Source organism: Massilia sp. LjRoot122 (genome assembly GCF_964252725.1).
In the GTDB taxonomy this organism is placed as follows: Bacteria; Pseudomonadota; Gammaproteobacteria; order Burkholderiales; family Burkholderiaceae_D; genus Telluria.
Genome location: NZ_CAXUPB020000001.1, coordinates 1,597,368 through 1,610,765, shown reverse-complemented (window position 1 = coordinate 1,610,765; position 13,398 = coordinate 1,597,368). Strand labels below are relative to the sequence as shown.

The following is a 13,398-nucleotide window of genomic DNA, read 5'->3' as shown; positions in this document are numbered from 1 at the left end:
CCACTGAAGGAGAGATAATGTCTCACAACACCCTGAACACTCTGAAGGAATTCCCTGTTGCCGGCGGCACTGGCCAGTACTACTCGCTGCCAGCCCTGGGTGAAGCCCTCGGTGTGAACCTGTCGCGCCTGCCGGTGTCGATCCGTATCGTCCTCGAGTCCGTCCTGCGCAACTGCGACGGCAAGAAGGTCACCGAAGAGCACATCAAGCAGCTCGCCAACTGGGGCGCCACCGCCGACCGCACCGACGAGATTCCGTTCGTCGTGGCCCGCGTCGTGCTGCAGGACTTCACCGGCGTGCCGCTGCTGGCCGACCTGGCCGCGATGCGCAACGTCGCCGCCAAGACCGGCGCCGATCCGAAGAAGATCGAGCCGCTGGTGCCGGTCGACCTGGTGGTCGACCACTCGGTCACCATCGACCACTTCCGCGAGCCGGGCGCGCTGGACCTGAACATGAAGCTGGAATTCCAGCGTAACAACGAGCGCTACCAGTTCATGAAGTGGGGCATGCAGGCCTTCGACACCTTCGGCGTCGTGCCGCCGGGCTTCGGCATCGTCCACCAGGTCAACCTGGAATACCTGGCGCGCGGCGTCATGAAGCAAGGTGACGTGTACTACCCGGACACCCTGGTGGGCACCGACTCGCACACCACCATGATCAACGGCGTCGGCGTGGTGGGCTGGGGCGTGGGCGGCATCGAGGCGGAAGCCGGCATGCTGGGCCAGCCGGTCTACTTCCTGACCCCGGACGTCATCGGCGTCAACCTGACCGGCAAGCTGCGCGAAGGCTGCACCGCGACCGACCTAGTGCTGACCATCACCGAAATGCTGCGCCGTGAAAAAGTCGTGGGCAAGTTCGTCGAGTTCTTCGGCGAAGGCACCCGCTCGCTGTCGACCACCGACCGCGCCACCATCGCCAACATGGCCCCGGAATACGGCGCGACCATGGGCTTCTTCCCGGTGGACGAAGCGACCGTCGACTACTTCCGCGGCACCGGCCGTACCGAAGAAGAACTGGCAGCCTTCGAGAACTACTACAAGGCCCAGGGCATGTTCGGCGTGCCGCAGGCCGGCGAGATCGACTACACCCGCGTGCTGCACCTCGACCTGTCGACCGTGACCCCGTCGCTGGCAGGCCCGAAGCGCCCGCAGGACCGTATCGAACTGGGCTCGGTGAAGAACACCTTCACCGACCTGTTCAGCAAGCCGACCACCCAGAACGGCTTCAACAAGTCGCCGGACGAACTGCACAAGGTCTACGAGACCACCAACGGCGTGCGCGTGAAGAACGGCGACGTCCTGATCGCCGCGATCACCTCGTGCACCAACACCTCGAACCCGAGCGTGCTGCTGGCCGCCGGCCTGCTGGCCAAGAAGGCGGTCGAGCGCGGCCTGACCGTCGCTCCGCACATCAAGTCCTCGCTGGCCCCTGGCTCGCGCGTGGTCACCGAATACCTGACCGCCGCCGGCCTGCTGCCTTACCTGGACAAGCTGGGCTTCGGCGTGACCGCCTACGGCTGCACCACCTGCATCGGCAACGCCGGCGACCTGACCCCGGAGCTGAACGCCGCGATCACCGAGAACGACATCGTCGCGTCGGCCGTCCTGTCGGGCAACCGTAACTTCGAAGCGCGTATCCACCCGAACATCCGTTCGAACTTCCTGGCATCGCCGCCGCTGGTCGTCGCCTATGCAATCGCCGGCAACATGACCAAGGACCTGATGAGCGAGCCGCTGGGCAAGGACCAGAACGGCGTCGACGTCTACCTGGGCGATGTCTGGCCGACTTCGCAGGAAGTGGGCGAACTGATGCGCTTCGCGATGAACTCGGAGGTCTTCCGCAAGAACTACGCCGACGTCAAGGGCAACCCGGGCGAACTGTGGGAGCGCGTGTCCTCGACCGAAGGTCAAGTGTACAACTGGCCTGAGTCGACCTACATCGCCGAGCCGCCGTTCTTCGCCGACTTCGAGATGACCCCGAAAGCCGCTGCAACCGGCATCCAGGGCGCGCGCGCACTGGGCGTGTTCGGCGATTCGATCACCACCGACCACATCTCGCCGGCGGGTTCGATCAAGGAAGACGGCCCGGCAGGCAAGTGGCTGAAGGACCATGGCGTCCTGAAGGCCGACTTCAACTCCTACGGCTCGCGCCGCGGCAACCACGAGATCATGATGCGCGGCACCTTCGCCAACGTGCGCATCAAGAACAAGATGATCCCGGCCAAGGCGGACGGTTCGGCAGTCGAAGGCGGCATCACCATCCACCAGCCGTCGGGCGAACAGCTGTCGATCTACGACGCGGCAATGAAGTACGTGGCGGAAGGCACCCCGACCATGATCTTCGGCGGTGAAGAGTACGGCACCGGCTCCTCGCGCGACTGGGCCGCCAAGGGCACCCAGCTGCTGGGCGTGAAGGCCGTGGTCGTGCGTTCGTACGAGCGTATCCACCGCTCGAACCTGGTGGGCATGGGCGTGCTGCCGCTGCAGTTCATCGGCAACGACAGCGTTGAAAGCCTGGGCATCACCGGCAAGGAAACCTTCGACCTGAAGGGCCTGGAAGGCGAGATCAAGCCGCAACAACTGGCTACCCTGGTGATCCACCGCGAAGGCGGCGAATCGCAGGAAGTCCAAGTGCTGCTGCGTATCGACACCCCGATCGAAGTCGACTACTACAAGCATGGCGGCATCCTGCCGTTCGTGCTGCGCCAGCTGCTGGCTGCGTAATCCAGACACCTCCTCGGCTCGCCCGAGGGGCAACAAAAAGGGCTGGAACCTGCAAGGGTTCCAGCCCTTTTTTCATCCTGACTACTCAGGCACCAGGCTTGTCGGCGCCGTAAGAGCGCACCCGCAGGCCACGCTCCCCTGCGGAGCCTGCCGCGGTTCCGGCCGACGGCGGGTTCCAGCCTTGTGACTTCCACTGGGAAGCGCGCTCGTCGACATCGATGCTGTTGAGGCTGACGTCTTCGAGTGCCCGGATCGCTTCGCCGGAATCGTCGCTATCGATATCGGCGGTGAGCAGGAAGCCGCCGCGACGCACGCCTTCTTCGTAGACATGGCGATCTTCATCGGGCAGGAAGGCGTTCTTGATCGACGCCCACATGCCGGGTTCCTCGCGCGACGAATAGCCGGTTTCGCCGATGGAGGACTTGTCGTGGATCTTGATGTTATCGGCATCGACATTGGCGTGAATCAGTCGCTGGCGGCCGGCCTCGGCGTCGGCACGCGTGTCGAACAATGCAGTAAGAGTACGTGACATGGGATTCCTTTTCAAAGAAGGCGACTAGCGCTGGAGGACGACCAGCTCGGCGCGACGGTTCTCGAACTGGCCGCTCGCGGTCGCATTGGTATCGACGGGGTCGGTCTCGCCGCCCGAAGCCGTTTCAAGACGCTCGGCGGCAATGCCTTGCGCCACGAGCGCCGCCTTCACGCTCTCGGCGCGGTCCTTGCCGAGCGTGGCGTTGGCAGGAGCGGTGCCACGCGCATCGGCATAACCGACGATGCGGATGCGCGAGTTCGGATACTGCTTCATGACGCCCGCCAGCGTGTTCAGCTCCTCACGATCCGCCGCACGGATCTCGCTCTTGGCAGTATCGAAATTCAGCTTTTCAAACACGAAGGTGCGGGGCAGTGCTTCGGTTCCGGCAAGATAGCCGCCCACAGACGACAATCCGGGCAGGACCGCGGCGGTCTCGGCGGCCGGCGCAGGGACCGGAGCCGGCACGACCGGTGCAGTGTCCGGTACCGGTGCAACTGGCGCGGTAGCCACTACCGGTATCTCGTCCCTGTCCCTGCAGCTCCTGAGCCCGAGCATGAGGGCGAGCAGCGCAAGCGCGAGGAGCAGCCAGGGCAGCCACTTTTTCTTCGAGGCTGGGCCGATGTGAACGTTCCTTGGTGGTGCGCCGTCGTTCTGATGGTCCGGATTTGCCATGAACATTCTCCTTTTTTTGATTGGAAGTTTCGAGGACCCTTTTTACCCCACATGTGAAAACGCCGCCGTTCCGTTCTAAATGGAAAGGCCGGAACCTGTGAGGGTTCCGGCCTTTTGTTTTACGGTGATCGCGCTAGCGTCCTATTCCGATACCAATACCGATGCCGGAGCCGCGCCCTCCACTGCCCCAGCCGCCGAAGATGGAGGTCGATACGCCGCTGCGGCCGTCCTTCGCGGCCGACTGGAGAACGCAGTCCCGCCAGGGATCCGAGTTCATCGCATAGCCCAGCTGGGAGCACGCCGGTCCGTACTCGGCCATCATGCGCTCCATCTCGGCTTGTTGTTTCATTGCCCGCTCCTGCGGGGTCGCACATCCCAGCAAGCAAAGAGCGCTTGCTGCCGTCAACATTAGTACGCGCATAGCTGTTCTCCTTAAGCAATAGATCGAATTAGCTGCCTATGGAGCGATCATACGCCTTCATGAGTACGCAATCTGACTTGGGCGAACGCCAAGCAGCTAACTGCGTAGCAACTCAAGAATCGTATCGATTCTGTACGGTTTGGTGGCGAATAAGTAAGGGGGTTCCTGAGCTGTAAGCAAGTCAGGTAACACGTACCCTGACATCAACACAATCTTAAGCGCTGGATACTTCTCTCGAATGCTGGATGCTAGTTGCAGTCCGCTCATGCCAGGCATCATGACGTCAGTCAACACAGCGTCGATTTCTTTGTCGTCCTGAAGAACTTGTAGCGCTTCAGTTGCGGAATGAACGACAAGGACCTGCAGGCCATGCGATCTCAACAGGGCAGCCGCGAAATCTGCTCCATCAACTTCATCGTCTACGAGAACAAGCTTCCGCACGGCGATGCCATCAGAGTCGGTTGAGCCAGTCTGCATGATGCGCCTCACGGTTATACGATCTGAACATGACGGATTTTCCAAAATCCAGGACGGCAGCTTGAAGCTAATCGACGGCTCTTCTACGCCTTTCCTCGACCGAACGCAGTGGCGGCGGCTGCAGCGCCGGAGGATCGAATCTACCCTCGACAATCGCTTCCACATCACTCGCCTTGAAAGGCCGGTACAGGATTGCACTGACACCGTCGAGATTGCCGTCGATAATTCCACTTTGGGGATCAGCCAGGAGGATGACTGCTGCGTCGGGCGAGCAGCGCGCCAGTTCGCCCGTCAGGGAACGCCTGTCACCGGGAATGCTGCTTGTCCAGGTGACGATCACGTCGAACTGGATCATATGCGCAGCGTGCAAGGCTTTCTTCGGACTGAATACAGGCGTGATGAGATAGCCTAACGATGCCAGGACGGTCGAAGTAGCGTTGCAGGTCTCCGAGCTACGTTCCAGAACCAATGCGTACTTCATGCCACTCTCCCAGGCACACCGTTTTTAGAAGATATCGATTACGCTACAGAATATGGAGCATATTAAATGCAATTTTTGAAATTTCCTAGACACTTGGAAGCTATTTCTGATTGACTATCAGTATACTGAAGAAATTATCAAGAAAACAAGCGCTCTGTACGGCCGCGCACCGAGCAAATGCGCGCCGAGGCGGATGATGGCTTATCGGGAAAGCAGACAGCAAGACGGGTCTGCCCCCTCATCCAGCGGAGGCCAACATGCTCTATACCATTGCAATCGTACTGCTCGTCCTGTGGCTGCTCGGCATGGTCACTTCGGTGGGCGGCGGACTGATCCACATTCTTCTCGTCATCGCCGCCGTCGTCATCCTGATTCGCCTGTTCACCGGCAGAAAAGTGCTCTGACAGAGCGCATCGTGAAAGACAAGCCGGATCCTTCGGGGTCCGGCTTTTTCACATCTCCGCCCACATCCGGAGCAGGTTGTGATAATGCCCCGTGATCCCCACGGTCGCCTCGCTCTCCCCGTGCGCCGCCCGGATCTTCTGGATATTCGTATCCAGCTCGAACAGCATGCTGCGCTTCCCGTCGTCGCGCACCATGCTCTGGGTCCACAGGAAGGACGCTACCCGCTCCCCGCGCGTCACCGGCAGCACCTGGTGCACGCTCCCGGACGGATACACGATCGCATCCCCTGCCGGCAGCTTCACCTCATGGGTGCCGTAGGCATCCACCACCACCAGCTCGCCGCCGTCGTAATCCTCCGGGTCGCTCAAGAAAACAGTGGTCGACACATCCGCCCGCACCGGCGGCAGCCCGCCGCGCTGGGCCCGCACCGCCCCGTCCACGTGCAGGCCATAGTGCTCTCCCCCGCCGTAGGCATTGAAGTAAGGCGCCAGGATGCGCAAGGGCAGTACGCTCGAGAAGAACAGCGGATTGTTCATCAGCGCCGCACTCACCACCTGCCCCAGCTCCACCGCCAAGGGCGAGCCTTCCTTGAGCTGGCGGTTGCGCTTGACCTGGGCGCCCTGCGAACCGACGCTCTCGCGTCCATCCACCCATTCCGGCGCAGCCTCCATGCGGGCGCGGATGGTGGCGACCTGCTCGCGCGTCAGCACGCCCGGGATGTGCAGCATCATGATGTCGATCCTCTTGAAAGAAAAAAGCCCTCCGGATCATATCAGGAGGGCGAATCCGGTCGCCCGGAGGGGGTGGTACGCGACGATCAGAACTTGAGGTTGGCAGTCAAGCTGGCCGAACGGCCTGCGCCCACGCCCGCATAGTGCGGCGACGAGACGCGGTCGAAGTACAGCTTGTCCGTCAGGTTCTGGATGTTCAGCTGGAAGGACACGCTCGGGTTCAGCGTGTAGCTCGCCATCGCGTCGAAGCGGGTGTACGAAGGCGAGTACTTGGTGTTGTTCACGTTGGCGAACTGGCGATCCACGAAGTTGGCGCCGCCGCCGATCGTGAAGGCCTTGTTGACGGCGTAGGTCGTCCACAGCGAGGCGCTGTGCTTCGGCGTGGTCGGGAAGGCATTGCCGTTGAACGGCGACGGGGTCCAGCGCGGCGCCGACGGGGTGCCGGTGTTCACGAAGCCGTTGTCGGCGATGACGCCATCCAGGTAGGTGTAGCCGCCGAACACGGTCCAGGCATTGGTGATGCGGCCGGACAGGCCCAGTTCGACGCCCTTCATTTCCTTGCGGCCGACGTTCTGGGTCGTGCCGTCCGGAGCGGTGACGCGGGCGTTGTCCATGTCGCTCTTGAAGACCGCGGCGCTGACCGACAGGCGGCCGCCCGGCAGCACTTCCCACTTGGTGCCCAGCTCGAGGCTGCGGCTGGTCTGCGGCTGCAGGTTCTGGACCGCCACGCTCAGCGCGTCCAGGCCGTCGCCGCCGTCGTTGCCCGGCGGGGTCGCCGAAGTCGCCCACGATACGTAGATGCTGCCGTTCGCCTTCGGCTTGTACACCAGGCCGGCCTGGTAGGTGTCGAAGTTCGATTCGACGCGGGCACGGACGGCCGCGGTGCTGCCGACCGCCGGGGTGAGCAGCGTGCTCGAGAAGTCGTCCCAGCGCGCGCCGATGTTCAGCAGCCACTGCGGGCTGAATTCGATGGTGTCGAAGCCGTACACGGCGCGGGTGCGGGTCTCGACCGTGGTCAGGGTCGGCGACTGGGCCCGGGTGTACACCCACGGATCGTAGGGGTTCGGGTTGACCAGGGTAGTGCAGTTGTACAGGGTGGCGGCGCCGGCGGTCGGGCAGGTAAAGGTACCGGTCAGCGGGTTGTTGGTGCCCGGGGTGAACACGAAGCTGCCGCGCTCGGTGTCCTCGCGCGAGAACTCGACGCCCACGTTGAAGCTGTGCTTGATGCCGGCGGTGCTCAGGCTGCCGGTCAGGCTGGTCGCATTGGCCAGGGTCCTGGTGTCGACCACGCGGGTATTGGCGCGGCGCCAGACGGTGCCGTAGCGGACGGTGTTGCCCTTCGAATCGTCCGGCTGGGTGTAGATGTAATCCTGGCCGGTCTTGCCCCAGCGGCTTACGTTGCGGATCGCCAGGTTCGCATTCAACTCATGGCGCAGGTCGACGGTGGCGACATCGGTCTGGGTGTCGCGGAAGTCGCGGTTCTTGAGGCCGTAGAAGGCTTCGCGGTCCACGGTGAACGGGGTGCCGCCGCCGTTCTTCGCCATGTCGGGGCCGCTGGTGATCGGGTTGTTGAAGGGGATGCCGGTATCCGGGATCTCGCTGCTCTCCAGGTGGTAGAAGCTCAGGGTCGCGCGGGTCGGGCCGTTCAGACCGAAGGTCACGGTCGGCGCGATGCCCCAGCGCTCGCCGCCCACCACGTCGCGGCCGGCGATGTCGTTGTTGTGGACCATCGCATTGAAACGGAAGGCGGTGTCGGCGCCGACGACGCGGTTGAGGTCGACGGTGCCGCGGGCATACTTGTCGGTACCCAGGCCGGCCGTGGCGTTGCTGAAGTTGCTGTCCCTGGCCGTCTTGGTGACGATGTTGATGCCGCCGCCGGCCGAGGAACGGCCGCCCAGCGCCGAATTCGGACCCTTGACCACTTCGACCTGCTCGATCGCGAAGATCTCGCGCGACTGCGAGCCGGAATCGCGCACGCCGTCGATGTAGGTGTCGGTCTGGGCGTTGTAGCCGCGGATGAACAGGTTGTCGCCCACCGGGTTGCCGCCTTCGGAAGCGCCGATGGTGATGCCCGGCACGGTGCGCAGCGCATCGGTCAGCGACACGGCGCCGGTCTGCGAGATGGTTTCCGAAGTCACGACGGTGACCGATTTCGGCGTGTCGAGCAGCGGCGCGGTGAACTTGTCGGAGCTTGCCTTCACCGGACCCTGCACGGCGCGGTCGGCGCCGCCGGTCACGAGCACCTTCGGCAGCGCGGCGCCTTCAGCCAGTTCCGGGGCGTCCAGGGCGCCGTTCGCATGGGCCAGCGGCATCGCGAGCGTGGCCAGCACGGCCAGGGCCGGGGCCGACAGGCTCGGTGCGGAAGGACGGGAGTGTTTCTTGCTCTTGATGAAGCTGCTGCCTGCTTGCGGGGTGATCGGGGTCATTTTCTTCTTAGGTGGGCGAGTCCGGCGGTGCGAAATCGTGAATTTTAATGAGAACGATTCGCATTATGGTTTCGATTGAGGTTTTTTGCAAGTCCAGCCCGTGTTCGTGGCATGTGGCCGAATCAACTACAATACCGAGGATATGGGTTTATCATGACCTTCACTATCATTTGCAAAGAGAGACCCCTAGCGCCATGCGTCGTCCTTCCAAAGATTCAACCCCTAAACTCTCCGCCGAAAGCCAGCGTCTCGTCAGCATCGCGCAAGCCATCATGCAGGCCGCCAGCCGCGTCGAGGAACGGACCTGGGAGCGCCAACTGGACACGCAACTGCAGAAGCTGCTCAAGACCAACCACCAGGACAGCATCGACGCCGCGCTGAACGCCCTTTTCAAGGACGACCTCGCCTCCTACGATGTGCTGATGGATGCGGTCGAAGCGGTGAGCGAATCGGCCACCATGGTCGAGCAGCAGGACGGCGCCGAGATCACCTGGCAGGCCTTGCTGGTGGCCGCGCCGGTGCTCGCCTGGACCCGCTTTAACATCGCTTCGGGCAATATCCCGGCCGAGATGCTGAGCACCTTGCAAGCGCACTTCTCGGCCCACCTGCTGGCCGAAGGCACGCGCATCGCGATGGCGCCGACCCTGTATTCGATCGACCAGCTGCCGCGCACCCATGCCGAAACCTATGCCCTGACCCACAAGCTGGCCGCCGCCGCGCACAAGGGCGGGACGGTCAAGCCGGCTGCGCGCGTGGAAGAAACCGCGCCCTTCCTGGCCGATACCCGCTACCTGCTGGTGGCGATCGTGGCGCCGCTGGGCGCGCCGATGTTCCGCTGGCAGGAGCCGCAGCACCACATCGGTTTCGCCGAGGAGCGCAACCGCGCGCTGGAGCAGTGGCGTGCCCAGGGCACGGCCAACATCGCGCGCCTGCTGCCGGGCTGCGGGGTCGAGCTGCTGCTGCCGGAAGCCTATTACGTGGCCTGCCGCGAAGCCGATAAACTGATCCGCCCGATCTCGATCCGCGCCGCCGTGCACTACCTGACCCACACCCTGGGCGTGGAGCCCACGGACCTGCGCGCCGTGATCGCCGGCTTCGGCGAAGAATCGGCCGACATCCAGATCGACGAATACCGGGTTTCGTTCACGATGCGCCAGGACAGCGACGTCATGTACGGCATCGTGTGGCCGCTGTACGGCCAGGAAGACGAGAACGGCACGCCGATGGAAGGTCCCTTCGCCGTCGGCCCTGCCCCGCTGACCCCGATCAACGAGATCGTCGCCCACCTGAACGAAGCCGGCGTCGCCCACATCAAGCGCATCAGCGAACGCTACGTCGCCGAATACTGCGACGACTGCGGCTCGCCGCTGTTCGCCGACCCGACGGGCGAACTGGTGCATGCCGAGATGCCGGAAGATACGCCGGCGGGCACCGAGCACTTCCACTGATCCCCGGGGTGGACGGCGTCGCCGTCCACCCTAGCCTTGCATGGAGAAGCCACCGATGCTCCGCCTCGCCGTCGCCACCCTCGCCCTCTTCACCGCCAGCCTCGCCCTCGCCGCACCGGCTCCCGCCAAATCACCGCAGCAGCCACGCAGCACCAGCATCAAAACCAGGATCAACTACCTGAGCTTCCTGCCGAAGTCGTACTCGGCCAAGGGCGACAAGGTTCCCCTGATCGTCTTCCTGCACGGCTCCGGCGAACGCGGCACCGACCTGAACAAGATCAAGGCCTGGGGCCCGCCGGCGATCGTCGAGAAAGACCCGGACTTTCCCTTCATGGTGGTCTCGCCCCAGATCCCGGACGGCCAGTGGTGGGATGCCTACCTGCTCAAGTCCATGCTCGACGACGTCCTCAAGCGCTACAACGTCGACCCCAAGCGGGTCTACCTGACCGGCATCAGCATGGGCGGCTACGGCGCCTGGGATCTCGCGTCGCGCTACCCGGACTACTTTGCCGCGGTCGCCCCGATCTGCGGCGGCGGCATCCCGCGCCTGGCCAGCCGCCTGAAGGACATCCCGGTCTGGGCCTTCCATGGCCTGAAGGACGACGCGGTGCCGGAACAGGAATCGGCACGCATGGTGGAAGCGCTCAAGGCGCAAGGCGGCAATGTGAAGTACACGGTGCTGCCGGAAGCCGGCCACGTCGAGGCATGGGTACATGCCTACGGCGAGGCCGGGCTGTTCGAGTGGTTCGCGCAGCAGCGCCGGCAATGATGCCGGCGCCTGCACTGGCGCTTAGAAGCGGAAGTTGGCGGTCAGGCTGGCCGAGCGCGGCGCGCCCGGCGTGTAGCGGTAGCCGCTCTTGTTGATGCTGGCGACGTAACGCTCGTCCGCGAGGTTGTACACGTTCAGGCGCAGGTCCAGGTTCGGACTGATGCGGTACGAGGCCATGGCGTCGAACACCCAGTAGGACTCGGTGTATTTCGGCGTGCCGATCGCACCGTCGGTACCGCGCTTGAGTTCGTCACTGAAGCGGGCGCCGCCGCCGATCTTGAAGTCCGGCGTCAGGTCGTACGAGGTCCACAGCGTGAACGAGGACTTCGGCGTGTAGGTCAGGCTGTTCTCGCCGTTTGCGGTGATCATCCGGCCGGCTTCGACGCTGGTGTCCATGTACAGGTAGCCCGCGCTCACCAGCCAGTTGCTGGCCAGCGCACCCGTGGCGCCCAGCTCGATGCCCTGCACCCGCTTGTGGCCGGTCTGGTACCACTGGAGATCGACCGGATCCTGCTCGACTTCGTTCTTCACGTCGGTGCGGAACAGGGCTGCCGACAGCGCCAGCTTCTGGCGCAACAGGTCCAGCTTGCCGCCCAGTTCATAGGTCCGCGTCGCTTGCGGATCGTAGATCGGGTTCTGGGCATTGTTCAGATTGCCCGATACGGTGAGGTTGGCGCCCGGCGGCTGCTTCGAACTGGCTACCATCGCGTACACGCTGCTGTTGGTGCTGGGCTTGTACAGGAGCGAAGCCTTGCCGTTGACCAGGGTACGGCCGACGCTGAAGCGGGTCGGCACCAGCACGTTGTTGGTCAGCGCGACCACGTTGTAGTCGCCGCGGAAGCGGTCCACGCGCACGCCGCCGTTGAAGATCCAGCGCTCGCCGAACTTGATGGTGTCGAAGGCGTACAGGCTTTGCGTATCGACGTCGCCTTCGTTGAAGGCGCCGGTGCGGGCCATGGTCATCCCGCTGACCGGATCGCGCGGGTTCGGACGGTACAGGTTGGCAGCCGGCAAGGTGCCCAGGCCGGTGCGGCCATAGGTCACCTGGGTCTCGTTCACGAATTCCAGGCCGGTGACCAGGGTGTGGCGCAGCGTGCCCGTGTCGAAGTCGGCGGTGAGCGTGGTCTGGTTGGTCAGGATCTTGTTTTCCTGGTCCTTGACGGTGCGGGTGCTGCGCGCGACGGTCCAGCTGGACGAGTCGGTGGCCACCGGGGTCTTCAGGTTGGCCGCGTTGGCCAGCCAGGAGCTCAACAGGTAATCCTGCTTGGTGCGGCCGTAGCGGCTGACGTTGGACAGGCGCAGCGTCGGTGCGAACTCGTGCTCGATGCGCACCGTGGCCATGTCGGCCTTGACCTTGTCGTAGTCGCTTTCCGAGCCATAGAAGTTTTTCGGATCGACCGGCGCCGCGCCACTGATGAAGGGACGGGTCGGGTCCGGGCTGGTATAGCCCGGCAGGCCGACGGTCGACACGCCGCCGTCCGGCACGTTGTCCTGGTCCACGTGCAGGTAATCCAGGTGCACCCGGGTCGGGCCGTTCAGGCCGAAGCCGAGGCTCGGGGCCACCGCCCAGCGCTTGTTGTTGACCACGTCGCGGGCAGGATTGCCGGAATCCTGCGCCATCACGTTCAGGCGCAGCGCGATGCCGCGCTCGGCGTTCAGGACCGTGTTCAGGTCGCCCGTGACGCGCTTCTGCGAGGCGCTGCCGCCCGTCAGCGAGGCCGAAGCCGCCTGCCCCATGTGCGCCTTCTTGCTGACCAGGTTGACCGAACCGGTCGGCGAGCCGCGGCCGGTATCGGTACCCGCCGGTCCCTTGAGGACATCGATCTGCTCGAGGTTGAAGACGTCACGCGACACCGAACCGATGTCGCGCACGCCATCGACGAAGATGCTGCCCGAGGTGTCGAAGCCGCGCATGAAGATCGCGTCGCCGGTATTCGTATTGCCGTTCTCGCCCAGGAAGAAGGCGCCCACGCCCGGCGTGTTGCGCAGCGCTTCGGTCAGGGTCAGCGCGCCCTGCTGTTCGAACAGTTCCTTCTTGATGACCTGGACCGTCTGTGCGGTGTCGATCAGCTTTTCGGTATATTTCGGCGACGAGGCGTGTTCGGCCTTGAATGCATTCTCGGCCTTGCCGACGACCTCGACTTTCGAGCGGGGGGCGATCTCCATTGCCGCATTGTTCGCCTCGTTCGCATGGGCGGCCATCGGCAGCAGGACGGCAGCCAGGGCAGTGCCCATCACGCGCGATTGAGGATGTTTGCGGCTTGTTATTGTTTTCATACGAAGCTTTCCTTGGCAGGTTATCAATGCAAAACA

Annotated in this window: 12 protein-coding genes; 4 read left to right on the top strand and 8 right to left on the bottom strand. The window is 63.8% G+C overall.

From position 1 onward, the window contains the following. The first annotated feature begins 17 nt into the window (after positions 1 to 17). A complete protein-coding gene (gene acnA, locus ACSQ25_RS07025) occupies positions 18 to 2,723 on the top strand; it encodes an aconitate hydratase AcnA (protein ID WP_436104993.1) in 2,706 nt (901 codons plus the stop codon). A gap of 85 nt (positions 2,724 to 2,808) precedes the next feature. Here the strand turns inward: acnA and ACSQ25_RS07020 are convergent, their stop codons facing one another. The 5 genes from ACSQ25_RS07020 to ACSQ25_RS07000 all read right to left on the bottom strand — a co-directional run bounded on the left by ACSQ25_RS07020 (position 2,809) and on the right by ACSQ25_RS07000 (position 5,306). Beyond that, positions 2,809 to 3,255 carry a hypothetical protein gene (locus ACSQ25_RS07020; RefSeq protein ID WP_436104992.1) on the bottom strand — a complete coding sequence of 149 codons (447 nt, stop codon included), beginning with the start codon at positions 3,253 to 3,255 and terminating at the stop codon, positions 2,809 to 2,811. 24 nt (positions 3,256 to 3,279) lie between these two features. Continuing rightward, positions 3,280 to 3,927, bottom strand: coding sequence for an OmpA family protein (locus tag ACSQ25_RS07015; protein ID WP_436104991.1), 648 nt, complete (start codon positions 3,925 to 3,927; stop codon positions 3,280 to 3,282). Between the two features lie 133 nt (positions 3,928 to 4,060). Then, a complete protein-coding gene (locus tag ACSQ25_RS07010) occupies positions 4,061 to 4,276 on the bottom strand; it encodes a hypothetical protein (RefSeq protein WP_436104990.1) in 216 nt (71 codons plus the stop codon). Positions 4,277 to 4,444: 168 nt separating this feature from the next. Beyond that, entirely contained in the window at positions 4,445 to 4,729 is a 285-nt protein-coding gene (locus tag ACSQ25_RS07005; RefSeq protein WP_436108033.1) for a response regulator, read from the bottom strand. 163 nt (positions 4,730 to 4,892) lie between these two features. After that, complete coding sequence (locus ACSQ25_RS07000; RefSeq protein ID WP_436104989.1) at positions 4,893 to 5,306, bottom strand: hypothetical protein; 414 nt, start codon at positions 5,304 to 5,306, stop codon at positions 4,893 to 4,895. Between the two features lie 257 nt (positions 5,307 to 5,563). On the opposite strand from ACSQ25_RS07000, the gene ACSQ25_RS06995 reads away from it, so the two are divergent. After that, positions 5,564 to 5,710: a lmo0937 family membrane protein gene (locus ACSQ25_RS06995; RefSeq protein ID WP_436104988.1), complete on the top strand. Its 147-nt coding sequence runs from the start codon at positions 5,564 to 5,566 to the stop codon at positions 5,708 to 5,710. Between the two features lie 48 nt (positions 5,711 to 5,758). Here the strand turns inward: ACSQ25_RS06995 and ACSQ25_RS06990 are convergent, their stop codons facing one another. Next, the gene (locus ACSQ25_RS06990) at positions 5,759 to 6,442 is read right to left on the bottom strand and encodes a Fe2+-dependent dioxygenase (protein ID WP_436104987.1); all 684 of its coding nucleotides are present in this window, start codon (positions 6,440 to 6,442) and stop codon (positions 5,759 to 5,761) included. Positions 6,443 to 6,528: 86 nt separating this feature from the next. Next, the gene (locus ACSQ25_RS06985; protein WP_436104986.1) at positions 6,529 to 8,868 is read right to left on the bottom strand and encodes a TonB-dependent receptor; all 2,340 of its coding nucleotides are present in this window, start codon (positions 8,866 to 8,868) and stop codon (positions 6,529 to 6,531) included. Between the two features lie 194 nt (positions 8,869 to 9,062). On the opposite strand from ACSQ25_RS06985, the gene ACSQ25_RS06980 reads away from it, so the two are divergent. Then, on the top strand, positions 9,063 to 10,316 hold the full coding sequence (locus tag ACSQ25_RS06980; protein ID WP_436104985.1) for a DUF2863 family protein: 1,254 nt from the start codon (positions 9,063 to 9,065) through the stop codon (positions 10,314 to 10,316). 55 nt (positions 10,317 to 10,371) lie between these two features. Next, positions 10,372 to 11,085 carry a prolyl oligopeptidase family serine peptidase gene (locus tag ACSQ25_RS06975; protein WP_436104984.1) on the top strand — a complete coding sequence of 238 codons (714 nt, stop codon included), beginning with the start codon at positions 10,372 to 10,374 and terminating at the stop codon, positions 11,083 to 11,085. 21 nt (positions 11,086 to 11,106) lie between these two features. Here ACSQ25_RS06975 and ACSQ25_RS06970 read toward each other — a convergent pair whose 3' ends face one another. Then, positions 11,107 to 13,362, bottom strand: coding sequence for a catecholate siderophore receptor Fiu (locus tag ACSQ25_RS06970; RefSeq protein ID WP_436104983.1), 2,256 nt, complete (start codon positions 13,360 to 13,362; stop codon positions 11,107 to 11,109). Between the last annotated feature and the right edge of the window lie 36 nt (positions 13,363 to 13,398).

What these genes read in the sequence shown, in the direction of transcription:
- ACSQ25_RS06985 (WP_436104986.1), bottom strand. Translation starts at nt 8,868, where the DNA reads ATGACCCCGATCACCCCGCAAGCAGGCAGCAGCTTCATCAAGAGCAAG.
- ACSQ25_RS06970 (WP_436104983.1), bottom strand. Translation starts at nt 13,362, where the DNA reads ATGAAAACAATAACAAGCCGCAAACATCCTCAATCGCGCGTGATGGGC.
- ACSQ25_RS06995 (WP_436104988.1), top strand. Translation starts at nt 5,564, where the DNA reads ATGCTCTATACCATTGCAATCGTACTGCTCGTCCTGTGGCTGCTCGGC.
- ACSQ25_RS06975 (WP_436104984.1), top strand. Translation starts at nt 10,372, where the DNA reads ATGCTCCGCCTCGCCGTCGCCACCCTCGCCCTCTTCACCGCCAGCCTC.
- ACSQ25_RS07020 (WP_436104992.1), bottom strand. Translation starts at nt 3,255, where the DNA reads ATGTCACGTACTCTTACTGCATTGTTCGACACGCGTGCCGACGCCGAG.
- ACSQ25_RS06990 (WP_436104987.1), bottom strand. Translation starts at nt 6,442, where the DNA reads ATGATGCTGCACATCCCGGGCGTGCTGACGCGCGAGCAGGTCGCCACC.
- ACSQ25_RS07010 (WP_436104990.1), bottom strand. Translation starts at nt 4,276, where the DNA reads ATGAAACAACAAGCCGAGATGGAGCGCATGATGGCCGAGTACGGACCG.
- ACSQ25_RS07015 (WP_436104991.1), bottom strand. Translation starts at nt 3,927, where the DNA reads ATGGCAAATCCGGACCATCAGAACGACGGCGCACCACCAAGGAACGTT.
- ACSQ25_RS06980 (WP_436104985.1), top strand. Translation starts at nt 9,063, where the DNA reads ATGCGTCGTCCTTCCAAAGATTCAACCCCTAAACTCTCCGCCGAAAGC.
- ACSQ25_RS07000 (WP_436104989.1), bottom strand. Translation starts at nt 5,306, where the DNA reads ATGAAGTACGCATTGGTTCTGGAACGTAGCTCGGAGACCTGCAACGCT.
- acnA (WP_436104993.1), top strand. Translation starts at nt 18, where the DNA reads ATGTCTCACAACACCCTGAACACTCTGAAGGAATTCCCTGTTGCCGGC.